Genomic DNA, 22,712 nt, shown 5'->3' with positions numbered 1-22,712 from the left:
CACGACTGGCGATATACTAGTTTTTGTCTCCTCCATGTCTCCTCTGATATGGATTCAGCCCGCCAAACTGGCGGGCTTTTTTTCGTCTGGACGTTTTGCAGCGCGGGTTCTTCCGGCTTCACATTTCGCCGGGCATAAAAAAACCGGCTCGATCGAGCCGGTTTCCCTCTCAGCGGTGCAGGTTGCGGTGCTTCAGGCGTTCAGGCCGGTATTTTCGGCCGCGCCAATCGCGAGGTTCATGCACTGGATCGCTGCACCCGAGGCGCCCTTGCCCAGGTTGTCGAGGCGCGCGACGGTGACGAACTGCTCGTCGTTGCCGAACACGAACAGGTCGACCCGGTTCGTGTCGTTGTTTGCCTGCACGTCGAACATGCCGGCGTCGAGGTTGTCGTCGGCATTGAAGGGTGCCACGCGCACGAACGGCTCGGCCGCGTAATACTCGGCGAAGAGCGCCTGCACGTCCTGCGGTTTCGCGCGGCGCGTGAGCTGCTGCGGCGAAAAATAGGTCGTGACCGCAAGGCCCTTGTAGAACGGCCCGACGATCGGCGTGAACACCGGCGCCGACTTCAGGCCGCCGTGCGCCGCCATTTCCGGCAGATGCTTGTGCGTGAGACCAAGCGCGTAGGGGCGCGGGCTCGCGAGCTTCGGATTGCCGCCGGCTTCGTAGTCCGCAATCATCTTTTTGCCGCCGCCGCTGTAGCCCGTGAGCGAATAGCTGTGCGCAGCGAATTCCGGCGCCACGAGACCCGCCTCGACGAGCGGGCGCATGGCTAGAATGAACGCCGACGCATGGCAACCGGGCACCGCGATGCGCCTCGACTTGCGCACCTTGTCGCGCTGCGTCCTCGTCAGTTCGGGCAGGCCGTAGGCCCAGTCGGCGTGGGTGCGGAACGCCGTGCTCGCGTCGATCAGCACGGTGCGGTCGTTTTCGACGAGCGAGGCCGATTCGCGCGAGGCGACATCGGGCAGGCAGAGGAACGTCACGTCCGAAGCGTTGATGAGACGGCGGCGTTCTTCGACGTCCTTGCGCTTCGCTTCGTCGATACGCAGGATCTCGACGTCGGTGCGCGGCGACAGGTACTCGAAAATCTTCAGGCCGGTCGTGCCTTCCTGTCCGTCGACAAAAACTTTCGTGCTCATCTCGGTCTCTCTGAACGCGGGGGATTCGGGTTGCGGGTTGTTCATGCTGCGGCGCCGTCCCGCCGGGCGGAGCGCGCCGCCCGTCACGCAAGGCGGCGCCGGAACGGTATTTTAAGACCTCACGCGGGCGCACGTGTGAACGCGCCTGGAAAAAAATCGGGGCTTACCCGTAACGCCGAGGCGAGCCGCACGCGAAGCCCGCCCACCAGGCTCCTGCGGCGGGCGGCGCGCGTTTTCTTCGGGGACCGAACGACGCGGCGCCGCACGACTGCTCACGTGTTTGCTCCGCACCCGGCCAGCCAGCGATCGGCTTTGCATCGGCGCCCGCGCCCGCGAGCACACTCTGCGCAAGCTTCTTCGTATGGCCGTAGCCGCTGTGACACGCAATGACGAGATTCTGGGCATGGAGGACTCCATTCAAAGAGGGAGCGGCAAGGCGCGCCCTCGCCCGACATCTCGCCGACGCGCGACGCATCATCTTGATCGCTTCCGCCGCTCGTCATGTGCGCGGCGCGTTCGGTCCTTTGATCCTTCCTCAGCGGCCGTAGGTGACCGTGAGCTGCGCGCTTGCCAGCGCCGAGCCGCTGATCTCGCGATCGAATAGCGCAGCGGGCCGCCCTTGCGCGAGCGGCAGCGCATCGATGCGCAGCGCATAGACCGTGACGACATAGCGATGCGGATTGCCCGGAGGCGGGCACGGTCCGCCATAGCCGTCGACGTTGAAGTCGTTGCGCGCTTCGATTGCGCCGAGCTTGCGCAGTGCGCCCGATGCGCTGGCGTTCTCCGGCAGGCTCGTCACCTGTGCCGGAAGATTGGCGACGGCCCAGTGCCACCACCCGCGTCCGGGCGCATCGCGGTCGAAGATCGTGATGGCGAAACTGCGCGTCCCTGTGGGAGCGTTGCGCCACGTCAAGCCTGGCGATTGATTCGGACCATTGCAGCCCGCGTCGTTGAAAATCTGTCGCGGGCCGACTTTGCCGCCGTCGCTGAAGTCGGTGCTCGATAGCGTGAAATTCCCGCCGGCATTGGCTGAAGCGGCGGGCATCGCGGCAATTGCCATGGCGACGCAGGCGCGCACGAATGCACGGCTTGCGCAACCCGGCTCAAAGCCATATGGAGTACGCATCAGCGAGTTCTCCCGTTGGTTTGTGAAATTCGGGCACAGCGTCCTGAACGAAAGGCTGGATTTCTGCGCCAGACCAAATTTGATTCAATATACCGTTACAAGTAAGCGAGGTTCGTCTCGCGCCGCGGAATGCGTTGAGGGAATCCGCTATAGTCATACATCCTGCGGCTTGGGCACAGGGAGCCGTCGAGCGCCAGAAAGAGGAAGCGAATATGGGCTGGCCGCGCGCCGCAGAAAATCAGGTTTGATTACACGGAGGGGTAATGCAGCAGCCAATCAGGGTCGTAGTCGCGGACGATCATCCGGTGATCTTGTTTGGTGCGGAACATGCACTGCTTAATTTCCCCGGAATCCAGGTCGTCGGTCGTGCTCGCCAGTCCACGGAACTGGTCAAGTCGCTGCAAACGGGCCCCTGCGACGTGCTGGTGACCGATCTCGCCATGCCGGGCGGCCAGTACGGCGACGGCTTGCCGCTCATCGGCTACCTGCGGCGCAATTTCCCCAACGTACCCATCGTCGTCCTGACGATGCTGGAAAACGCAGCGCTGCTCAAACGTCTCGGCGAACTCGGCGTAATCGCCGTCGTGCACAAATCCGACGACCTGAGCCATATCGGGCTCGCCGTGCAGCACGTGAGCCGTAATCTCGAATACATGAGCCCGCAGGTGAAGGTCGCGCTCGATCAACTGCGCATAAACAGCGGCGGTAAAACCGATGAGGTCATTCTTTCGAAACGCGAGCTCGAAGTCGTTCGGCTCTTTGTTTCGGGCATGACAATTAAAGAGATATCCGAAAAGCTGAATCGGAGCATCAAGACGATTAGCACCCAGAAGAATACGGCAATGCGCAAACTCGGCCTCGATAGAGATTCCGAACTTTTCCAGTATGCGCAGAGCAATGGCTTGCTCAATCTCTCCTCGCATGCGCCCGACGAGGGCGGCGAGGCGCAAGCGCTGCATTGATTTCGCCGCTGCGTTCAGGCTGGAAAAAAGGCTATCTGCCTATGCGGCAGATGGCCTTTTTTCATGCGCCTGGTTATCCGGCAGCGCTTACTGCGGTGTGGCCGTCGCGCCGCCGTGCGCTGCCGACCACTCGGCCGGCGCGTGCAGGAATTTCTCGACTTCGTCGAGCGTCTTCGTTTCGAAGTAGCCCGATTCCTTGGCGACGCGCAGCACGTCCCACCACGTGGCGAGCGCGTGCAGGTCGACGTCGATGTCCTTCAGGACCGAGACGCTTTCCTTGAAGATGTTGTAGTGGAACAGCACGAAGCAATGGTTCACCGTCGCGCCAGCCGTGCGCAGCGCGTTGATGAAGTTGATCTTGCTGCGGCTGTCGGTGGTCAGGTCTTCGACGAGCAGCACGCGCTGGCCTTCGGTGAGCAGACCTTCGATCTGCGCGTTGCGGCCGAAACCCTTCGGCTTCTTGCGCACGTATTGCATCGGCACCATCAGGCGGTCGGAGAGCCAGGCCGCGAACGGAATGCCCGCGGTTTCGCCGCCCGCGACGGCGTCGATCTGCTCGTAGCCGACGTCGCGCAGGATCGTGGCTTCGGCCATTTCCATCAGGCCGCGGCGCACGCGCGGATACGAGATCAGCTTGCGGCAGTCGATGTAGACCGGGCTCGCCCAGCCGGAGGTGAAGATGAAGGGCTTTTCGGCGTTGAAGTGCACGGCCTTCACTTCGAGCAGCATCTTGGCGGTCGTGTCCGAGATCGTCTGGCGATCGTAGCCTGTCATGGGCGAATCCTTGGATATGAGTGCGGGAGGAGGGTGGGCGCGCGGCCCGGTGGCGCTGGCACGGCAGGCACGAAGCGTGGCTTCGGCGCCTGCGGTGCGCGGCCCGGAGGCGCCGATCGCCTGACTTCATCTGACGGATTCGCCAGCATGCGGTCAGCACGACTCGCTCGGTCCGGACGGCTTCTCTTGCGCGCGTAGGCCGGTATTTTACCCGACTTGCCGATCGCCGACGAGTCGCCCCGGCCGGCCCCGGCGGCCGGGGGCCGGCTATGTAGGGCGCGAACGCGGGCAACGATCCGTGGCGCGCGGCCGGCCAAGCCGTAGCTTGTGAAGCGGGACGCGCCCGGTTTGTTTCGCGGTTGTGACGGCGCGGCCGCGCCTTTACACTCACGCCGGTTTGCACGCCAGGCGTGAGCGCCCGTTCCCAGGATTTGTCCACATGACCGCCGTTTCGCCGTCTGCCTCCGCCGCCGCCACGCGCGGCCACGCCTTGCGTGCGCTCGTCGCCTCGGCGCTCGGCTACGCCATGGATGGATTCGATCTGCTGATGCTCGGCTTCATGCTGCCCGCGATCAGCGCCGATCTGCACCTTTCCGGCGCACAGGCCGGCGCGCTCGTGACGTGGACGCTCGTCGGCGCGGTCGCGGGCGGCATCGGGTTCGGGCTCCTGAGCGACTGCTACGGGCGCGTGCGCGTGCTCACCTGGACGATCCTGCTTTTCGCCGTATTCACGGGGATGTGCGCGCTCGCGCGCGGCTATGCCGACTTGCTCGTCTACCGCACGATTGCCGGCATTGGGCTCGGCGGCGAGTTCGGCATCGGCATGGCGCTCGTTGCCGAGGCGTGGCCCGCGCGGCTGCGCGCGCGGGCATCGTCGTACGTCGGGCTGGGCTGGCAACTGGGCGTGCTGGCCGCGGCGCTGCTCACGCCGCTGCTGCTGCCCGTGATCGGTTGGCGCGGCATGTTCGCAATCGGCCTCTTGCCGGCCGTCGTCTCGTTCGTCGTGCGCCGGCGCGTGGAAGAACCCGGGCTTTTCGTCGCTCATGCGCAGCGCGTGGCCATGGCGGGCAGAAGCGAGCGCCCGCGCGCGCTGCGCCTGCTCGTGGCGGACGCGCCCACCGCGCGTGCGAGCCTCGGCGTGGCCGTGCTCTGCTCGGTGCAGAACTTCGGCTACTACGGGCTGATGATCTGGCTGCCCGCGTATCTTGCGAAGTCGTTCGGCTACTCGTTGACGAAGTCAGGGCTCTGGACCGCCGCGACGGTGGCCGGCATGGCGGTGGGCATCTGGCTCTTCGGCGTTGCGGCCGACCGTTTCGGGCGCCGCCCCGCGTTCCTGTTCTACCAGGTGGGCGCCGTAATCATGGTGTTCGTCTATGCGCAGCTTTCCACGCCGTGCGCGCTATTGGTCGGCGGCGCGGCGATGGGCGTGTTCGTGAACGGCATGATCGGCGGCTATGGCGCGCTTATTTCCGAGCTTTATCCCACTGCGGCCCGCGCCACCGCGCAGAATGTGCTTTTCAACATCGGGCGCGCCGTGGGCGGCTTCGGGCCGCTCGCCGTCGGCGCGCTGGCCGCGCGCTACTCTTTCACGGCGGCGCTTGGCATGCTCGCCGCCATCTACGTCCTCGACATCCTCGCGACCCTCTTCCTGATTCCCGAACGGCGCGGCGCCACGCTCGAATGAGCATCGCGCAACCGTAGGACGAAAGCGCGCAAGGCGTCGCGCCGCCGCGCTTTGCCGGCGGCGCGAATTCCCGGTATCAGTCATTGACCCACGTGGCCGCGAACGGTGCCAGGTGTACACTAATCGGCCCCGCTGGAACGCCCGCGCCGCGTTATGCGCCGTTGCGCCGTTTCGTCTCGCCGCTTCTTCTATTGCCGGGTTCGTTGCCTTGCCGCATGCGCCGGACCCCGCGCCTTCGAAAACGTGCGTGGCGCCGCGCGAACCGTCGGGCTCGCGAACAACAACATTCTCTCTCTCTCATGTCTCTCACGTCCAGGCAGGCCTGAAAATGGATGAACAACTGAAGCAAAGCGCGCTCGCGTATCACCAGAATCCGAAGCCCGGCAAGATTTCGGTCACGCCGACCAAACCGCTGTCCAATCAGCTCGATCTTTCGCTTGCCTACTCGCCGGGCGTCGCGGCCGCGTGCGAGGCGATTCACGCCGACCCGCTCGACGCGCAGAAGTACACCTCGCGCGCGAACCTCGTCGGCGTCGTGACGAACGGCACGGCCGTGCTCGGCCTCGGCAACATCGGCCCGCTCGCGGCCAAGCCGGTGATGGAGGGCAAGGGCTGCCTCTTCAAGAAGTTCGCGGGCATCGACGTGTTCGACATCGAACTCGACGAAAGCGACCCCGACAAGCTCGTCGAAGCCATCGCCATGCTCGAGCCGACGCTCGGCGGCATCAATCTGGAGGACATCAAGGCGCCCGAGTGCTTCTACATCGAGCAGAAGCTGCGCGAGCGCATGAAGATCCCCGTCTTCCACGACGACCAGCACGGCACGGCCATCATCGCTTCGGCCGCCATCCTCAACGGCCTGAAGGTCGTGGGCAAGCAGCTCGGCAGCGTGAAACTCGTGTGCTCGGGCGCGGGCGCGGCGGCCATCGCGTGCCTCGACCTGCTCGTGAAGCTCGGCCTGAAGAAGGAGAACATTCTCGTTGCCGACTCGAAGGGCGTGATCTACGAGGGCCGCGGCAATCTCGATCCTTCGAAGGCGCGCTATGCCGCCAATACGCAGGCGCGCACGCTCGGCGACGCCACCCGGGGCGCCGACGTGTTCCTCGGCTGTTCGGGCGCGGGCGTGCTCAAGCCCGAGATGGTGAAGGACATGGGCGCGACGCCGCTGATCCTCGCGCTCGCGAATCCGGAGCCGGAAATTCGCCCGGAGGAGGCGAAGAAGGTGCGCCCGGACGCGATCATCGCCACGGGCCGTTCGGACTATCCGAACCAGGTCAACAACGTGCTGTGCTTCCCGTTCATTTTCCGCGGCGCGCTCGACGTGGGCGCGACGACCATCACGGAAGAGATGAAGCTCGCGTGCGTGCGCGCGATCGCCGGACTCGCCGAGGAAACCGACCAGGGCGACGAAGTGGCGAAAGCCTATGAGGGCCATACGCTCGAATTCGGCCCGGAGTACCTGATTCCGAAGCCGTTCGACCCGCGCCTCATCATCAAGATCGCGCCGGCCGTGGCGCAGGCGGCGATGGATTCGGGCGTGGCGACGCGCCCGATCGCCGACATGGACGCCTACCGCGAGCAACTGGGCGCGACGGTGTATCGCTCGGGCATGGTGATGCGTCCCGTGTTCGCGGCCGCGAAGGCGAGCCAGGCGCGCATCGTGTTCGCCGAGGGCGAGGACGAGCGCGTGCTGCGCGCCGCGCAGTTCGTGCTGACCGAGAAGATCGCGAGGCCGATCATCGTCGGGCGGCCGGCCGTGGTGGAAATGCGCCTGCAGAAGATGGGCTCGAAGCTGCGTCCGGGCGCCGATTTCGAGATCGTCGATCCGGAGGACGATCCGCGCTACCAGAAGAGCTGGCAGGCGTATCACGAACTCGGCGCGCGCCAGGGCGTGACGCCCGACGTCGCGAAGGCCGCGATGCGCAAGTTCAACACGCTGATCGGCGCGATCCTCGTGCATCTCGGCGACGCGGACGGCATGATCTGCGGCCTCGTGAACAGCTTCGACTATCACCTGAAGTTCGTCGAGCAGGTGCTCGGCAAGGCGCCGAACGCCGAGACCTATGCGGCGATGAACCTGCTGATGCTGCCGGGCCGCAACCTGTTCATCTGCGACACCTACGTGAACGAAGTGCCGGGCGCCGAACAACTCGCCGACATGACGATCCTCGCGGCGCGCGAGATCGAGAAGTTCGGCATCGCGCCGAAGGTCGCGCTGCTTTCCAGCTCGAATTTCGGCAGCGTGCGGTCGTCGACCTCGCAGCGTATGCAGGCCGCGCGCCAGCGCATCTCGGAGCGCGCGCCGCAGCTCGAAGTGGACGGCGAAATGCACGGCGACGCGGCGCTCTCCGAGCTGATCCGCAAGCAGGCGTTCCCGGGCACGACGCTCGCGGGCGAGGCGAACCTGCTCATCATGCCGAACGTCGAGGCGGCGAACATCGCGTACAACCTGCTGAAGACTATCGGCGGCGAGGGCGTGACGGTGGGGCCGTTCCTGCTGGGCGCCTCGAAGCCCGTGCACATCCTCACGCCGGCGGCGACGGTGCGCCGCATCATCAACATGACGGCGGTCGCTTCGGCGAACGCGGCGGTCGCGAAGCAGGCGGCGCGTTGAGGGTTCGGGCCGGCGCGCGGGGGATGCGCGCCGGCTTTCGCTACCGGTTCCGTCGCTTCGTCATGCAATGAAAAGGGCGCTCCGTGCAAGCGGAGCGCCCTTCGTTTTTACGGCAACGCTGCGTCAGCCGTCAGCCGTCAGCCGTCAGCCGTCAGCCGTCAGGCGGCGTGACGGGCCGCGCCGCCCTGCGGCGAGCGCCACTTGTCGAGCAGCGTCGCCCACTTCGCGCGTACGGCCTTGAGGTTGTTCTCCTTTACGTGACCGTAGCCGCGAATGCCGTCGGGCAGGCTCGCCAGTTCCACGGCGAGCACGAGATTTCCGGCGTTCACGCCGCCCAGGAGTTCGCGCACGAGCGCCTCGTACTCGCCGATCAGCGCGCGTTCGTGGCGGCGCTCCTCCGAGCGGCCGAACGGATCGAACGCCGTGCCGCGCAGGAACTTCAGCTTCGCGAGCACGCGCATCGCCGGGAGCATCCGCGGGCCGTACTGCTTCTTCAGCAGATGGCCCTTGTCGTCGTGCTTCGCGAACGTGGGCGGCGCGAGATGGAAGTTGAGCTTCCAGTCGCCTTCGAAGCTCGCCTTCAGCTTCTCGACGAACGCGGGGTCCGCGTAGAGGCGCGCCACTTCGTACTCGTCCTTGTACGCCATCAGCTTGTGCAGGTTCTTCGCGACGGCTTCGGTCAGCGCGAACTGGCCGTCCGGGCGGTCGAGGCCGCTCTCCGCCGCGCGCACCTCCGCGACGAGCGCGCGATAGCGCGCGGCGTACGCGTCGTTCTGATACGCGGCGAGATACTGCGCGCGCTTGTCGATGAGCGCGTCGAGCGCCTTCGGCGTGTGCAGCGAGACGATCTTCGCGCCGGCGGCGTCGGCGTTCTGTTCCGGCTGCCGCGGCGGTTTCACGAGCGCATCGACGGCCGCGCGATCGTGCGCCACGCGGCGGCCCCACTCGAACGCCGCGAGATTCTTCTCGACCTGCACCGCGTTCAGCTCGATCGCGCGCACGAGCGACTCGTGCGTGAGCGGCAGCCAGCCCTTTTGCCACGCGTAGCCGAGCACGAACGGGTTCGTGTAGATCGCGTCGCCGAGCAGCGCGAGCGCGTAGCGGTTCGCATCGACGGTCGCCACGTTGTCCTCGCCCGCCGCCGCGCGCACGTCGGCTTCGGTGTTCGAGCCCGGGAACTGCCAGTTCGGATTCTTGATGAACTCGGCGGTCGGCGTCGGCGTGCTGTTGAGCACGACGTGCGTCTGGCCGGCCTGCATCCGCGAGACGCAGTCGTCGCCGGCGGTCACGATGGCGTCGCAGCCGATCACGAGCTTCGCCTCGCCCATGGCGATGCGCGTGGCGTGGATATCGTCGGGGCGGCTCGCGATCTGCACGTGGCTCATCACGGCGCCGCCTTTCTGCGCGAGGCCGGTCACGTCGAGCACGGTCACGCCCTTGGCTTCGAGGTGCGCGGCCATGCCGAGCAGCGCGCCGATCGTCACCACGCCCGTGCCGCCCACGCCCGTCACGAGCACGCCGTAGGGGCGCGCGAGGGCGGGCACGTCGGGCGTCGGCACGGGCGGCATCGCGTCGTTGCCGACGCTGCTCGCCTTCGGCTTGCGCAACTGGCCGCCTTCCACCGTCACGAAGCTCGGGCAGAAGCCCTTCAGGCACGAGAAGTCCTTGTTGCAGGTGGACTGGTTGATCTGGCGCTTCGTGCCGTACTCGGTGTCGAGCGGCTCGACCGAGAGGCAGTTCGATTGCACCGAGCAGTCGCCGCAGCCTTCGCAGACGGCCTCGTTGATGACGACGCGCCTCGCCGGGTCCGGATACGCGCCGCGCTTGCGGCGGCGGCGCTTCTCGGTCGCGCAGGTCTGGTCGTAGATCAGGATCGTCGTGCCGGGCACTTCGCGCAGTTCGCGCTGGATCGCGTCGAGCCGGTCGCGGGGGTGGATCGCCACGCCCGGCGCGAGCGAGGTGACGCCCTCGTACTTCTGCGGTTCGTCGGTGACGATGACGATCTTCGCGGCGCCTTCGGCGGCGAGCTGATGCGTGATCTGCGGTACGGTCAGCACGCCGTCGACGGGCTGGCCGCCCGTCATCGCCACCGCATCGTTGTAGAGAATCTTGTAGGTGATGTTCGCCTTCGAGGCGATCGCCGCGCGAATGGCGAGCAGGCCCGAGTGGAAGTAGGTGCCGTCGCCGAGGTTGGCGAACACGTGCCGGTCGTTCGTGAACGGCGCCTGGCCGACCCACGCCACGCCTTCGCCGCCCATCTGGCTGAAGGTGCTCGTGCTGCGGTCCATCCAGACGGTCATGTAATGGCAGCCGATGCCGGCCATCGCGCGCGAGCCTTCCGGCACGTTCGTCGAGGTGTTGTGCGGACAGCCCGAGCAGAACCACGGCTTGCGCTCGACCTGCACGCGCGGCTTCGCGAGCGCCTTCTCCTTCGCCTCGATCACGGCCATGCGCGCGGCGATGCGCGCGCGCACGTCGGCGGGCATCTCGAACTTGTCGAGCCGCGTGGCGATAGCCCTGGCGATGATCGCGGGCGACAGCTCGTAGTGCGCCGGCAGCAGCCAGTTGCCCATCGGCACCGACCATTCGCCGCCGGCGCCGTCCTTCTCGTCGAACTTGCCGTACACGCGCGGACGCTGGGCGTCGGGCCAGTTGTACAGCTCTTCCTTGATCGCGTATTCGAGGATCTGGCGCTTTTCCTCGACCACGAGAATCTCTTCGAGCCCGCGCGCGAAGGCCTGCGCGCCCTGCGCTTCGAGCGGCCAGACGCAGCCGACCTTGTAGAGCCGCAGGCCGATGCGCGAGCAGGTTTCGTCGTCGAGGCCGAGGTCGGTGAGCGCCTGGCGCACGTCGAGATAGGCTTTGCCGCCGGTCATGATGCCGAAGCGCGCGTGCGGCGAATCGATCTCGATGCGGTCGAGCTTGTTGGCGCGCACGTAGGCGAGGCCCGCGTACCACTTGTAGTCGAGCAGACGCGCTTCCTGCACGAGCGGCGAATCGGGCCAGCGGATGTTCAGGCCGCCTTCGGGCAGGACGAAATCGTCGGGCAGGACGATGCGGGTGCGGTGCGGATCGATCTCGACCGACGCCGACGATTCCACCACGTCGGTCACGCACTTCATCGCGACCCAGAGGCCCGAATAGCGGCTCATCGCCCAGCCGTGCAGGCCGAAGTCGAGGTATTCCTGCACGTTCGAGGGGAACAGCACCGGCAGGCCGCAGGCCTTGAAGATGTGTTCCGACTGGTGCGCGAGCGTCGAGGATTTGGCGGCGTGGTCGTCGCCGGCGAGCACGAGCACGCCGCCGTGACGCGACGAGCCGGCCGAGTTGCCGTGCTTGAAGACGTCGCCGCAGCGGTCCACGCCGGGGCCCTTGCCGTACCACATCGAGAACACGCCGTCGTGTTTCGCCGACGGGTACAGGTTCACCTGCTGCGAGCCCCAGACGGCGGTCGCGGCGAGGTCTTCGTTGACGCCGGGCTGAAAGACGATCCGATGGGCGGCGAGGTGCTGCTTCGCCTTCCAGAGCGACTGGTCGAGACCGCCGAGCGGCGAGCCGCGATAGCCTGAAATGAACCCCGCGGTATCGAGACCGGCGGCCTTGTCGCGTTCCTGCTGCAGCATCGGCAGGCGGACCAGCGCCTGGATGCCGCTCATGTACGCGCGGCCGCGTTCGAGGGTGTATTTGTCGTCGAGCGTGACGGAAGCGAGTGCGGCTTCGAGCGAAGCGCGCTGACCTGCGTCGAGCGGGGCATTCATTATGTGTCTTCCTCCATCCAACCAATCCGTTTTGGGATCGCCAGAACTGCAGGGCCTCGGCATCTTGTGAATGCGTTGGCCGGGGTCGCCATATTGACTGCTTTCCTTCGATAGTAGCACTCGGGCAAACCCGCCGCTCTCGCCATCGGCGTGCCGCGCCGCAGCATTTCGAAGCATGTTTCGAGCCTGCGGCCGCACGTCGCAAAAGGGGCTCGAACGCCCGTGTAGAAAGGATGTATCGGAATTCCACGCGGCGTAACAACCTGTAAAACCTGCACAGACAAGGAACCGGTCTTGAATATCCTGTCTAACTCCCTCACCTGTGCGAACCGCGCAACGCCCTGGGAATTTAAAGGGGTACTACCGCAACAGGCAGTCTGAAAAAAGGAGTACAGCATGAACAATCGACATATCCAGACCTTCCTGACGGTCTCGGCCGCGTTCTTCGCCATGAGCGCGCCGCTGCATTCGAACGCCGGCACGAGGGGCGGCGAGAATGTGACGACCCGATGCGCCCAGTACACGCTGAGCGCCAAGGCTGAGACGAACGCCATGCCGGCCGCGAAGGCCGACCGTCAATCCTGATGCCGCGCTGATCCGCGCAGCATTCCATTCACGGACTCCGCAGCCGGGTGTGCGGCGGCGGAGTCCAAAGTAAGAAGGGCGAAGATCGCGCGATCTTCGCCCTTTTTGTTTGCGCTTCGGGAAGCCGGCCGTCTGCCTAAGCGCGTCAGGCCTTGTCCTGGACCACGCCGCGGCGGATCTGGTCGAGCTCGATCGACTCGAACAGGGCTTTGAAGTTGCCCTCGCCGAAGCCCTGGTTGCCCTTGCGCTGGATGATCTCGAAGAAGATCGGGCCGATCTGGTTCTCGGTGAAGATCTGCAGCAGCAGATCCTCGGGGGCGCCGTCGATCAGGATCTTGCGCTTCTTCAACTCTTCCAGCGGCTCGGTGTGTCCGGGAATGCGGCGGTTCACGAGCTCGTAGTACGTGTCGATCGTGTCTAGCAGCGTGATGTTCGAGGCGCGCAGGCCATCCACGGTACCGTAGATGTCGTTCGTACCGAGCGCGATGTGCTGGATGCCTTCGCCGTGATAGGCGTCGAGGTATTCCTGGATCTGGCCGGCCGTTTCGCCGCCTTCCTCGTTGATCGGGATGCGAATTTTGCCGCAGGGCGAGGTCATCGCCTTCGATTTCACGCCCGTCACCTTGCCTTCGATGTCGAAGTAGCGGATTTCGCGGAAGTTGAAGAGGCGTTCGTAGAATTCGGCCCATTCGGCCATGCGGCCGCGGTGGACGTTGTGCGTGAGGTGATCGATGTAGGTGAGGCCGTGGCCCGCCGGGTTCTGCTCGGCGCCCGGAATCGGCTCGAAATCGACGTCATAGATGCTGATGTCGCCGATGCTGCCCGGCGCCGCGCCGTTCTTGCCGCGCCAGCGGTCGACGAAATAGATCAGCGAGTCGCCGATGCCCTTGATCGCCGGAATGTTCAATTCCATCGGGCCCGTTTTGTTGTCGAAGCCCCATGCGCCCAGTTCGAGCGCGCGCTGGTAGGCCTTGGCGGCGTCCTGCACGCGGAACGCGATCGCGCAGATGGACGGGCCGTGCAGGCGCGCGAAGCGCTGCGCGAACGAATCGGGTTCGCCGTTGACGATGAAGTTGATATCGCCCTGGCGGTAGAGCGTCACGTCCTTGTGGCGGTGGCGCGCGACGGCCGTGAAGCCCATGCGCTCGAACAGCTTGCCGAGCGCCTTGGGGTTCGGCGCGGTGTATTCGATGAACTCGAAGCCGTCGGTGCCGACGGGGTTCTCCCAGTTGGGGACCTGCATGGTTGTCTCCTGTGTCGGTCGCGGCGAGGGCGTTAGCGCCTGCTGCGGCCTCATACCAAGTTGTAGAGCGGATTTCGCCGAACGAGTGTAGACGGTCGTACCAGGAGAAAACTTGCGATTTGGGTCGCTGGCAGATCAATTTGCGCTATAAACTGCCCGGACTGAACGATTGGACGGCAGGAAATGGCAAGTATCGAATTGGACGCAATCGACAGGCGTATTCTGGCGATTCTTCAGGAGAACGGGCGGCTCTCGAACCAGGAGATCGCCGAGCGCGTGAACCTCTCGCCGAGCCCGTGTCTGCGGCGCATCCGGCGGCTGGAGGAAAGCGGCGTGATCCGCGGCTATGTGGCGCTGCTCGACGCCCAGAAGCTCGGGCTCGATCTGCTCGCCTATGTGAATGTGCGGCTGGAAAAACGCGGCCCGACGGCGGCGGGGCGCGAGGGCGTCACGCACGCCGAGCTTTTTCGGGCGGCGGTGCAGGCCTGGCCGGAAGTGGTCGCCTGCCACGCCATGACCGGCGACATGGATTTCCTGTTGCGCGTGCAGGTGGAGGACATGGCGCATTTTTCGCGCTTCGTGCAGGACCAGTTGCTGCACCATCCGTCGGTGATCGACGTGAAGTCGAGCTTCTCGCTCGACACGTTCAAGGAAACGACGGCTTTGCCCATCCGTTGACCGTGCACCGCACGGGCGCAAAAAAAGCGGCCGAAGCCGCTTTTTCTCAGTGAATCAGTCTGTCCCGAAGGGCAGGAGTCATGCCGCAACGGCTTGCGGCAGGATCGTTTCCATCAGCTTCCTGGCCTGACGCGCCTGGCGCTTGAGCGCGTAGTCGAACACCGCGGCTTGCTCCTGGAGCATTTCCGCGATGATGCTGCTCTGGTCGGCCGGCTCCAGCGAGAGATACGCGTCGGCTTCACCGTAGGCGTACTCGATCTTCATGCCCGACTTTTTCGCGATGTGCATCATGGTCGAGTTGCGCGACAGGCAGTGCATGTAGAGCGTGGTGACGTGCGTGTTGCGGCTGCGGATGGCGGCGCGCTCGAACAGCTTCGAGCCGATACCCTGACCGCGCGCGCTTTCCATCACGGAGACGCCGAATTCGGCCGTGCGGCTGTTGCCGTCCGCGGGCAGGTACGCCAGATGGCCGACGCCCACCAGTTGCAGTTGATGGTCGAACACGCCGAAAACGGTGTCGCGCGCGAAGTCCACCGAACGCACGTAGTTCTCGATCACGTGATCCGGCGCCGCCTGGCCGAAGCGCAGCAGGCGGTCGTCGACATCGAGCGCGAGGAAGTGCGCAAGCAGGCGGTCGCGGTCGGCGGAGGTGAGTACTCGCACCATGACGGGCGCATGACCGGACGTCAGCGGGCGAACGGACGATACGATCGGCGCGTTGGCTTGGGTCGAAAGCGGGTTCATGGTGGGTTCTCCTTAAAATACGTGAGGCATGATGCAGTGCAAAACGCATTCTAGCGAAAACCCTGGGTATGAGCTAGGGAAAACCCCGAGTGTAAATTTGAGTGTTGCGCCTAATTAACATGGAATTTTTGCGCAAGCTATTGATTATTCTGGATTATTTGTTGCGGATAAGTTGATGCGTCAACTGTTGCCGCGATACGTCATGTCGCGTCGCAGCAATCCGACCCGAAAATTTCCGCTGCTCACGCGCTTTTCAAGCCATGATCGACCACGGCGATCACCTGCTCGGCGAAATCGCGATAGCCCATGCGGCCGCCCGGTTTGAGCCAGGTAAACGTCCAGTTGATCATGCCGAACACCATCATCGTCAGCGCGGTCTGGTTTTCGGCCGTCACCTGGCCCGGGTAGGCGCGTGCGAGCTGGCGCGTAAAGGCGGCGACCACGTCGCGCTGGCGGTTCAGAATGATCTCACGCTGGGCGTCCACGAGATATTTGACGTCGTTCAGGAGCGCCACATGGCGGCTGTGCGAGGTTTCGTACTCTGCGAGAAATGCACGGATCAACTCCGCGAAGCTCTCGCGCTCGTCGAGCCCGCGCCGCTGGCTCGCGCCTTCCACTTCCGCGATGATGAGCATCAGCCGCTTCGTGTAGCGGTCGAGCAGATCGAAGAGGATGGCTTCCTTGCTCTCGTAGTAATGGTAGAGCCGGGCCTTCGAGGTGCCGCTCGCGGCCGCGAGGTCGGACATCGAGGTGCTCGGATAGCTTGTCTGCGCGAATTTGGCGGCAGCGAGTTCGAGAATCTGGTCGCGTTGGGTTTCGTGGTCGGGCGCTCGGGTGCGTGCCATGGGAATTCAGCGGGAGAGGGAAAGGTGCGCGGGGGTTTGCGGCAGCGGCGGACGCGTCGCGTGAGCGGCGCCCGCGAGCGGCGCGCATGCCGCGCACATGTCATCGCGTAGGCGCAGTTCGTCGGCGGCGGCCAGTTCGCGCAGGCGCCAGAGCACGACCGCTTTGCCTACCGTGAAGCCGGCGTCGCGCGTGAGCGCCGCGCCGAGCGCGTCGCTTGCGAGCCATGACGCAGCTTCCGGATGGGCTTTGTTTGCGCAGAGCACGTCGAGGATCAGGGTGTCGAGATCGCTCCACGTGCCGCTTGTAAAGGTATTGTCGCGCCAGCGCCGCGTTTCGCCGTTGGCGAACTTCGCTTCCTGCCATTCGAGCGCGAGGCGCGTAATGCGCAGCACCGAAATCGGCGCAGCGTCGGGCAACCGCGCTTCGAGACGCACCGGCGCGTTATGGCCCGAAATTTCATCGGCGGCGAGACGCACCTCGTTCAACCGCTGCGGGACGTCGCGCAGGCGGTAGCAGACGCGCCGCAACGCGAGCTGGTGCGCCGCATCATCCGTGTGCCAGATCACTACGTTGGTGTCGTCGGCCTCAAGGGCCCTCAACGCCGTGCAGTCCTCGCTTGCGAGGGTGGGCGAGACGCCGCCAAGGCGCTCCCAGAAGGCGGCGCGTTGTGAGATGCCGGGGTCGCCTGCTTTGTCGATGTCGCGCAGTGGGCCTACCGTCAGGTCATCGCGCAGCGTGATCACGCGGTCCGGACGATCGGCCGTTGCCGCGGCGCGGGCCGCCCCTTCGAGCGCCTGGCGCAACGCCGCCGCGGCCGGCTCGCCATATATGAGGTGAATCGTGGTCATCGACAACTCGCTGCGTTCACGGTGAACGCCTGAAAGCCCGAAAGCGCGCAAATAACGAAAAAGAGCCGCGCGCGTGTGCAGCGTTGCGCTGCAACACGCGCGCGGCCCCTAGTGTAAGCGGATCGCCTGTGGGCCGAAAGCGTGCCGTTGCTCTAGCGTTCGTCGAAGCTCACCACGACGCGCTCGCTCACCGGATGGCATTGGCAGGTGAGCACGAAGCCGTCCTTCATCTCCTGCTCTTCCAGCGTGTAGTTCTTGTCCATCTTCACCTCGCCTTCGAGCACCTTGGCGCGGCAGGTGCAGCAGACGCCGCCCTTGCACGCGTAAGGCAGCGCGAGGCCCGCGTGCAGGCCGACGTCGAGCAGGCTTGCGCCCTCGTACGGCAGGCGCATCTTGCGCTTCTTGCCGTCGATGATGATTTCCAGATCGGCGGCCGGCGTGTTTTCGGCGATGTCGACCGGCGGCACGCCCGCCTGCGGCAGCGGCGAGCCGAAGCGCTCGACGTGCACGTTTTGCGGCGGCACGCCGGCGGCCTTGAGCGCGGCTTCGGCGGCGTCCATCATCGGCGCGGGCCCGCAGATGAAGGCTTCGTCGATTTCGTTCGCCGGCAGCAGCGTTTCGAGGAACGCCGCGCACTTGGCCTGATCGAGCACGCCGTTGAAAAGCTCGACGTCCTGCAGGTCGTCGGACAGCACGTGGTAGAGCATGAAGCGGTTCATGAAGCGGTTCTTCAGGTCTTCCAGTTCTTCGGCGAACATGATCGCGTCGACGCTGCGGTTGCCGTACACGAGCGTGAACGCGCTGCGCGGCTCCGTTTCGAGCGTCGTCTTGATGATCGCGAGCACGGGCGTGATGCCCGAGCCGCCCGAGAACGCCACGTAGTGCTTGCCGTGCCCGGCGTTCAGGTGCGTGAAGAAGCGGCCGTCGGGCGTCATCACGTCGATTTCGTGGCCCGGCGCGAGCGTGTCGAACGCGAAGTTCGAGAAACGCCCGCCGCGCACGCGCTTGATGCCGATGCGCAGTTCGCCGTCGCGGTCGTAGTCGGTCACGCCGACGCAGATCGAATACGAGCGGCGCGTTTCCTCGCCGTCGATGTGGGTCTTGAGCGTGACGAACTGACCCTGGGTGAAGCGATACGCGTCGCGCAGCTCGGGCGGGACCTCGAAAGCGACGGAGACCGCGTCCGCGGTTTCGGGCCGCACTTCGCGGATGCGCAGCGAATGGAATTGCGGAGTGGCCATATCAGTACGGTTTGAAGTAGTCGAAGGGTTCGCGGCAGTCGAGGCAGCGGTAGAGCGCCTTGCACGCGGTCGAGCCGAATTGCGCGAGGCGTTCGGTGTGCGGCGAGCCGCAGTGCGGGCAGGCGGGCGCGGGCAGCGGCTTCGGCATGAAGGTGATCGGCTGTTCGGCCGCTTGACCGGCGCTGCCGCCGTGGCTGCCGCAGTTGCCCGTGGGCGGCGCGATGCCGTAGGCGCGCAGCTTTTCGCGCGCTGCGTCGGTGATCCAGTCGGTCGTCCAGGCGGGCGCGAGGGTCGTCGCGATGCGGTACGGCGCGAGTTCGGCGACGTCGAGCGCGTGCGCGACGTCCTCCGCGATCTGCGACATCGCCGGACAGCCCGAATAAGTGGGCGTGATGACCACTTCGATCTGGCCGTCGGCGGCGCGGCGCACGTCGCGCAGGATGCCGAGTTCGCGGATCGACACGACGGGAATCTCCGGATCGGGCACCGATTCCAGCACTTCCCAGGCGCGTTCGAGCGCGTGATCTGCCGTTGCTTGCATCGTGACGTCCTCTCTTGACTGCGAGCGCCTGCTTACCAGCGCGCGCCGGGGTGCTGGCGCGCGAGGCTCTGCATTTCGGCGAGTACGAAACCCATGTGTTCCGAGTGTTCGCCGAGCTTGCCGGTCGTGATGTGCTGGACGGGCGCTGGCGACGCGAGCGTGGCTTCGTCTAGCGCGGCTTCCACGTCGGCGCGCCAGGCGGCTTCCAGTTGCGCGGTGAGCGGCGCGATGCCCGCTTCGGTCACGGCGGTTTCCACGGCGTCGGTGCTGAAGAATTCGCGCGTGTACGGCATGAGCCAGTCGAGCGCGGCCTGGGCGCGGCGGTGCGATTCCTCGGTGCCGTCGCCGAAGCGGATCAGCCATTCGCGCGCGTGGTGCACGTGGTAGCGCGTTTCCTTGATCGAGCGTTCGGCGATCGCGGCCAGCTGGCTGTCGGCGGAGCGCAGCAGCGCGGTCCACAGATGCGCCATCAGCGTGGCATAGAGGAAGTTGCGCACGATCGTCACGGCGTAGTCGTTGGCCGAATGCGTCGTGCCGACGAGCGGGCCGAAATGCGGCAGTTCGGCGAGCGTGTAGTTCGCGAACTCGCGTTCGGCGCGGAAGTAGGCGTAGTCGTCCTCGGTGCGCTCGCGGCCGGTGAGCGCCTGTTCGAGCGCGGCGGCGTGCGTGTAGAGCAGGCGCGCCTGGCCGATCAGGTCGAGGCTCATGTTGGCGAGCGCGATGTCTTCTTCGAGGACCGGGCCGTGGCCGCACCATTCCGTATTGCGCTGACCGAGGATCAGCGCCGTATCGGCGAGGCGCAGCACGTACGCGAGTTGTTCGGGCGTGGGCGTCGTCATGGTGGCGCTCTTACATGTGGTTGACTTCGTCGGGCAGCGTATAGAACGTCGGATGGCGATAAATCTTGTCGCCGGCCGGCTCGAACAGTTCGGCCTTCTCGTTCGGGTCCGACGCCGTGATCGCCGACGACGGCACCACCCAGATGCTCACGCCTTCCTGGCGGCGCGTGTAGACGTCGCGCGCCATGCGCAGCGCCATCGTGGCGTCGGCGGCGTGCAGGCTGCCGCAATGCTTGTGGTCGAGGCCCTGTTTGCTGCGCACGAACACTTCCCAGATCGGCCATTCCTTGTTCATCTGTCTCTCCTTCGTAGTCTCGGGGATCACGCGGCCTGCTTTTCGGCGCGCTGACGTTGTTTTGCTGCATGGGCGAGGGCGGCTTCGCGCACCCATGCGCCTTCGTTGTGCGCCTTCACGCGCGTGCCGAGACGCTCGCGGTTGCACGGGCCGTCGCCGTTCACGACGCGCCAGAATTCTTCCCAGTCGATCGCGCCGTAGTCGTAATGGCCGCGCGCCTCGTTCCATTTGAGGTCGGCGTCGGGCAGCGTGACGCCCAGCACCCTGGCCTGCTCGACGATGGCGTCGACGAACTTCTGGCGCAGGTCGTCGTTCGAGATGCGCTTGATCCCCCATTTGGCCGACTGGTTGCTGTGGACCGAATCGGCGTCGCTCGGGCCGAACATCATCAGCACGGGCCACCACCAGCGGTTCACGGACTGCTGGACGAGTTCGCGCTGCGCTTCGGTGCCCTGCATCATGGCGAGCAGGGCGTCGAAGCCCTGGCGCTGGTGGAACGACTCTTCCTTGCAAATGCGGATCATGGCGCGCGCATAGGGGCCGTAGGAGCAGCGGCACAGCGGAATCTGGTTCATGATCGCGGCGCCGTCCACGAGCCAGCCGATCACGCCGACGTCGGCCCACGTGGGCGTCGGGTAGTTGAAGATGCTCGAATACTTGGCCTTGCCGGCGTGGAGCGCGTCGATCAACTGGTCGCGCGAGACGCCGAGCGTTTCGACCGCGCTATAGAGATACAGGCCGTGGCCCGCCTCGTCCTGTACCTTGGCGAGCAGGATCGCCTTGCGCTTGAGGCTCGGCGCGCGCGTGATCCAGTTGCCTTCCGGCAACATGCCGACCACTTCCGAATGCGCGTGCTGCGAAATCTGGCGCACGAGCGTCTTGCGATAGGCTTCGGGCATCCAGTCCTGCGGCTCGATCTTGCCGTCGGCGGCCATGACGGCGTCGAACCGCGCCTGCTCGGGCGAGGCTGCGTCCGCGTCCAGCGGGGCGACGTTGCCGGGGATGTCGAGGGATTGCGTGTACATGGGACGCTCTCGTCGAAGTTGGGTATGTCGCGCAGTATAAACCAACCGACCGGTCGGTAAATGAATATTTTGAGGTAGGGCAAGAAAGAGTGCACTGGCAGTGAGCGTTAGCGAATCGACGCCGTGCGTGCGCCGCTTGGCGGCGCGTGCATCGAACTGTCAGGCGGATGGAAGGCTGTCCGGCGGGCCATGGGGCACAATGCGCCTTTGCCTGCGCACTGTTCACGGATGAAGATCTCCCTTGCTTCCCTTGCGGCGGCCGCCGCGTTGCTCGTTTCCGTCGTTTCGCCGGGCGTCGTTTCGCCGGCGTTCGCCGATCAACCCTCGGGCTCGTGGGTCACGAGCTGGGCGACGGCGCTTCAGTCGATTCCCCAGCGCGATTCGCTCCCGGCGCTCTACCGCACGCCGGACGTCGCAGGGCGCACTGTTCGCCAGATCGTGTATCCGACGCTCGGCGGTTCGGTCGTGCGCGTGCGCGTCAGCAATCTCTACGGACGCACGCCGCTAGTGATCGAGGCGATGGCGATCGCGCCCTCTGCCGGTGGCGCGGCGGCGAGCGAGGCGGGCGTGGTGTCCGTGACGTTTGGCGGGCGGCCGGCGGTGTCGGTGCCGCCCGGCGCGGCGCTCGATAGCGACCCGGTGCATATCGAGCTGAGGGCGCATAAGCCCTACGCCATCAGCTCATATATGGGACCTGGGCAGACGGTGGTCGCATGGCATCGCGTGTCGAATCAGGTGGACTACGTCTCGCGGCCAGGCGATCACGTCGCCGATCCGTCGATCGCGGCGTTTACACAGCGGTTCACGCAGTATGTGTGGGTGACGGGGCTGGCGGTCGAGGCGCCGGGGGCATCGACGGTTGCGGCGATCGGCGATTCCATCACGGATGGCATGCGCTCTACGCTCAATCAGAATCGCCGCTGGCCGGACGCGCTGGCGCGGCGTCTCGCGCAATCGCAGCGTTCGGATCTCGCCGTCATCGACCTCGGGATAAGCGGTAACCGCCTGCTGAACGATTCGCCATGCTATGGCGAGGCACTCGAGCGGCGCTTCGAGCGGGACGCGCTGGCACACCCGGGCGTGCGGACGGTGGTGCTGCTCATCGGCGTCAACGACATCAACTTCCAGGCGATGCCGGCGCGCTCGGCCCTTGACTGTGATTTTCCTCATGCGCATGTGGACGCGAACGATCTGATCGCGGGATATCGGCGCGTCATTGCGCAGGCGCATGGGCGTGGCGTGCGCATTCTCGGTGCGACGCTGACGCCGGCGTCGCTGCCGCCGGAGCGCGAAGCGATCCGCGCAGCGGTCAACCAGTGGATTCGCTCGAGCAGGGCATTCGACGGCGTGGTCGATTTCGACGCGGCACTGCGCGATCCGGCCGATCCGACGCGTCTGCGCCATGAATACGACAGCGGCGACCACATCCACCCGAGCGATGCAGGCTATGCGGCAATGGCGACCGTGGTGCCGCTGGAGGCACTCGCCGGGAAGTAAGGAATATTTCCGTCTCCCCCTTGCGGCGTGGCGGCCGGGGCGTTAAGATTCGCCCCCTTCGCTGTTCGATGTGATGGACGTCGGGCGAGTGAAGGCCGCCGCGGAAACCGGCGGTCGCGGGATCAGCAGCCTTCAGGCGGTGACGCTAAAAAAAGGGGTTGACGAAGCGAAAAAGATTCTTCATAATCTCATTTCTCTGCTGCTGACGCAGCAACGCAGAAAACGCCGGGCAGTGAGTGGTTGTACGGCGGGTTTCGCGAATGCTCTTTAAA

The 22,712-nt window shown here is 65.5% G+C and carries 19 protein-coding genes; 6 read left to right on the top strand and 13 right to left on the bottom strand.

Annotated features, from left to right (window positions below; genetic code table 11):
* Positions 1–192 precede the first annotated feature (192 nt).
* Together argC and BLU17_RS17840 are read right to left on the bottom strand one after the other, a co-directional pair.
* On the bottom strand, positions 193–1,140 hold the full coding sequence (argC, locus tag BLU17_RS17845) for an N-acetyl-gamma-glutamyl-phosphate reductase (protein WP_091999013.1): 948 nt from the start codon (positions 1,138–1,140) through the stop codon (positions 193–195).
* Positions 1,141–1,675: 535 nt separating this feature from the next.
* Positions 1,676–2,266, bottom strand: coding sequence for a YbhB/YbcL family Raf kinase inhibitor-like protein (locus tag BLU17_RS17840; RefSeq protein WP_091999010.1), 591 nt, complete (start codon positions 2,264–2,266; stop codon positions 1,676–1,678).
* Positions 2,267–2,529: 263 nt separating this feature from the next.
* Between BLU17_RS17840 and BLU17_RS17835 the strand changes: the two genes are divergently transcribed.
* Entirely contained in the window at positions 2,530–3,228 is a 699-nt protein-coding gene (locus tag BLU17_RS17835) for a response regulator (protein WP_091999007.1), read from the top strand.
* Between the two features lie 87 nt (positions 3,229–3,315).
* Here the strand turns inward: BLU17_RS17835 and BLU17_RS17830 are convergent, their stop codons facing one another.
* Positions 3,316–4,002 (bottom strand): orotate phosphoribosyltransferase, encoded by a 687-nt coding sequence (locus BLU17_RS17830; protein WP_091999004.1) that lies wholly within the window; start codon positions 4,000–4,002, stop codon positions 3,316–3,318.
* Between the two features lie 439 nt (positions 4,003–4,441).
* Between BLU17_RS17830 and BLU17_RS17825 the strand changes: the two genes are divergently transcribed.
* The gene (locus tag BLU17_RS17825) at positions 4,442–5,686 is read left to right on the top strand and encodes an MFS transporter (RefSeq protein ID WP_091999001.1); all 1,245 of its coding nucleotides are present in this window, start codon (positions 4,442–4,444) and stop codon (positions 5,684–5,686) included.
* A 328-nt stretch (positions 5,687–6,014) separates the two neighbouring features.
* Complete coding sequence (locus BLU17_RS17820; RefSeq protein WP_091998998.1) at positions 6,015–8,300, top strand: NADP-dependent malic enzyme; 2,286 nt, start codon at positions 6,015–6,017, stop codon at positions 8,298–8,300.
* 158 nt (positions 8,301–8,458) lie between these two features.
* On the opposite strand, the gene BLU17_RS17815 is transcribed toward BLU17_RS17820, so the two are convergent.
* Positions 8,459–12,058 carry an indolepyruvate ferredoxin oxidoreductase family protein gene (locus BLU17_RS17815; RefSeq protein WP_091998995.1) on the bottom strand — a complete coding sequence of 1,200 codons (3,600 nt, stop codon included), beginning with the start codon at positions 12,056–12,058 and terminating at the stop codon, positions 8,459–8,461.
* Positions 12,059–12,454: 396 nt separating this feature from the next.
* On the opposite strand from BLU17_RS17815, the gene BLU17_RS17810 reads away from it, so the two are divergent.
* Positions 12,455–12,643: a hypothetical protein gene (locus tag BLU17_RS17810; protein WP_091998992.1), complete on the top strand. Its 189-nt coding sequence runs from the start codon at positions 12,455–12,457 to the stop codon at positions 12,641–12,643.
* 145 nt (positions 12,644–12,788) lie between these two features.
* Here the strand turns inward: BLU17_RS17810 and hppD are convergent, their stop codons facing one another.
* Positions 12,789–13,886: a 4-hydroxyphenylpyruvate dioxygenase gene (hppD, locus tag BLU17_RS17805; protein ID WP_091998989.1), complete on the bottom strand. Its 1,098-nt coding sequence runs from the start codon at positions 13,884–13,886 to the stop codon at positions 12,789–12,791.
* Positions 13,887–14,069: 183 nt separating this feature from the next.
* Between hppD and BLU17_RS17800 the strand changes: the two genes are divergently transcribed.
* On the top strand, positions 14,070–14,564 hold the full coding sequence (locus BLU17_RS17800; protein WP_091998987.1) for an Lrp/AsnC family transcriptional regulator: 495 nt from the start codon (positions 14,070–14,072) through the stop codon (positions 14,562–14,564).
* A gap of 78 nt (positions 14,565–14,642) precedes the next feature.
* Here BLU17_RS17800 and BLU17_RS17795 read toward each other — a convergent pair whose 3' ends face one another.
* The 8 genes from BLU17_RS17795 to paaA form a co-directional block, all read right to left on the bottom strand.
* Positions 14,643–15,308 carry a GNAT family N-acetyltransferase gene (locus BLU17_RS17795; protein WP_091998984.1) on the bottom strand — a complete coding sequence of 222 codons (666 nt, stop codon included), beginning with the start codon at positions 15,306–15,308 and terminating at the stop codon, positions 14,643–14,645.
* A 242-nt stretch (positions 15,309–15,550) separates the two neighbouring features.
* Entirely contained in the window at positions 15,551–16,153 is a 603-nt protein-coding gene (locus BLU17_RS17790; protein WP_091998981.1) for a TetR/AcrR family transcriptional regulator, read from the bottom strand.
* Positions 16,154–16,159: 6 nt separating this feature from the next.
* Entirely contained in the window at positions 16,160–17,002 is an 843-nt protein-coding gene (locus BLU17_RS17785; RefSeq protein WP_091998978.1) for a DUF1835 domain-containing protein, read from the bottom strand.
* A gap of 152 nt (positions 17,003–17,154) precedes the next feature.
* Positions 17,155–18,243, bottom strand: coding sequence for a 1,2-phenylacetyl-CoA epoxidase subunit PaaE (paaE, locus tag BLU17_RS17780; protein ID WP_091998976.1), 1,089 nt, complete (start codon positions 18,241–18,243; stop codon positions 17,155–17,157).
* 1 nt (position 18,244) lies between these two features.
* Positions 18,245–18,784 carry a 1,2-phenylacetyl-CoA epoxidase subunit PaaD gene (gene paaD / locus BLU17_RS17775; protein ID WP_091998973.1) on the bottom strand — a complete coding sequence of 180 codons (540 nt, stop codon included), beginning with the start codon at positions 18,782–18,784 and terminating at the stop codon, positions 18,245–18,247.
* Positions 18,785–18,816: 32 nt separating this feature from the next.
* Positions 18,817–19,623, bottom strand: coding sequence for a 1,2-phenylacetyl-CoA epoxidase subunit PaaC (paaC, locus tag BLU17_RS17770; RefSeq protein ID WP_091998970.1), 807 nt, complete (start codon positions 19,621–19,623; stop codon positions 18,817–18,819).
* Positions 19,624–19,633: 10 nt separating this feature from the next.
* A complete protein-coding gene (gene paaB / locus BLU17_RS17765) occupies positions 19,634–19,918 on the bottom strand; it encodes a 1,2-phenylacetyl-CoA epoxidase subunit PaaB (protein WP_034188015.1) in 285 nt (94 codons plus the stop codon).
* A 26-nt stretch (positions 19,919–19,944) separates the two neighbouring features.
* On the bottom strand, positions 19,945–20,943 hold the full coding sequence (gene paaA / locus BLU17_RS17760; RefSeq protein WP_091998968.1) for a 1,2-phenylacetyl-CoA epoxidase subunit PaaA: 999 nt from the start codon (positions 20,941–20,943) through the stop codon (positions 19,945–19,947).
* Between the two features lie 228 nt (positions 20,944–21,171).
* Between paaA and BLU17_RS17755 the strand changes: the two genes are divergently transcribed.
* Positions 21,172–22,440, top strand: coding sequence for an SGNH/GDSL hydrolase family protein (locus BLU17_RS17755; protein WP_091998965.1), 1,269 nt, complete (start codon positions 21,172–21,174; stop codon positions 22,438–22,440).
* Positions 22,441–22,712: the final 272 nt, after the last annotated feature.

Origin of the sequence: Paraburkholderia lycopersici, from assembly GCF_900096975.1 — a bacterium.
Taxonomy (GTDB): domain Bacteria; phylum Pseudomonadota; class Gammaproteobacteria; order Burkholderiales; family Burkholderiaceae; genus Paraburkholderia; species Paraburkholderia lycopersici.
This window is presented reverse-complemented; position numbering and strand designations above follow the sequence as displayed.

Excerpts from the sequence above, each read along its gene's own strand:
- argC (WP_091999013.1), bottom strand. The coding sequence starts at position 1,140 with ATGAGCACGAAAGTTTTTGTCGACGGACAGGAAGGCACGACCGGCCTG.
- BLU17_RS17840 (WP_091999010.1), bottom strand. The coding sequence starts at position 2,266 with ATGCGTACTCCATATGGCTTTGAGCCGGGTTGCGCAAGCCGTGCATTC.
- BLU17_RS17835 (WP_091999007.1), top strand. The coding sequence starts at position 2,530 with ATGCAGCAGCCAATCAGGGTCGTAGTCGCGGACGATCATCCGGTGATC.
- BLU17_RS17830 (WP_091999004.1), bottom strand. The coding sequence starts at position 4,002 with ATGACAGGCTACGATCGCCAGACGATCTCGGACACGACCGCCAAGATG.
- BLU17_RS17825 (WP_091999001.1), top strand. The coding sequence starts at position 4,442 with ATGACCGCCGTTTCGCCGTCTGCCTCCGCCGCCGCCACGCGCGGCCAC.
- BLU17_RS17820 (WP_091998998.1), top strand. The coding sequence starts at position 6,015 with ATGGATGAACAACTGAAGCAAAGCGCGCTCGCGTATCACCAGAATCCG.
- BLU17_RS17815 (WP_091998995.1), bottom strand. The coding sequence starts at position 12,058 with ATGAATGCCCCGCTCGACGCAGGTCAGCGCGCTTCGCTCGAAGCCGCA.
- BLU17_RS17810 (WP_091998992.1), top strand. The coding sequence starts at position 12,455 with ATGAACAATCGACATATCCAGACCTTCCTGACGGTCTCGGCCGCGTTC.
- hppD (WP_091998989.1), bottom strand. The coding sequence starts at position 13,886 with ATGCAGGTCCCCAACTGGGAGAACCCCGTCGGCACCGACGGCTTCGAG.
- BLU17_RS17800 (WP_091998987.1), top strand. The coding sequence starts at position 14,070 with ATGGCAAGTATCGAATTGGACGCAATCGACAGGCGTATTCTGGCGATT.
- BLU17_RS17795 (WP_091998984.1), bottom strand. The coding sequence starts at position 15,308 with ATGAACCCGCTTTCGACCCAAGCCAACGCGCCGATCGTATCGTCCGTT.
- BLU17_RS17790 (WP_091998981.1), bottom strand. The coding sequence starts at position 16,153 with ATGGCACGCACCCGAGCGCCCGACCACGAAACCCAACGCGACCAGATT.
- BLU17_RS17785 (WP_091998978.1), bottom strand. The coding sequence starts at position 17,002 with ATGACCACGATTCACCTCATATATGGCGAGCCGGCCGCGGCGGCGTTG.
- paaE (WP_091998976.1), bottom strand. The coding sequence starts at position 18,243 with ATGGCCACTCCGCAATTCCATTCGCTGCGCATCCGCGAAGTGCGGCCC.
- paaD (WP_091998973.1), bottom strand. The coding sequence starts at position 18,784 with ATGCAAGCAACGGCAGATCACGCGCTCGAACGCGCCTGGGAAGTGCTG.
- paaC (WP_091998970.1), bottom strand. The coding sequence starts at position 19,623 with ATGACGACGCCCACGCCCGAACAACTCGCGTACGTGCTGCGCCTCGCC.
- paaB (WP_034188015.1), bottom strand. The coding sequence starts at position 19,918 with ATGAACAAGGAATGGCCGATCTGGGAAGTGTTCGTGCGCAGCAAACAG.
- paaA (WP_091998968.1), bottom strand. The coding sequence starts at position 20,943 with ATGTACACGCAATCCCTCGACATCCCCGGCAACGTCGCCCCGCTGGAC.
- BLU17_RS17755 (WP_091998965.1), top strand. The coding sequence starts at position 21,172 with ATGAAGATCTCCCTTGCTTCCCTTGCGGCGGCCGCCGCGTTGCTCGTT.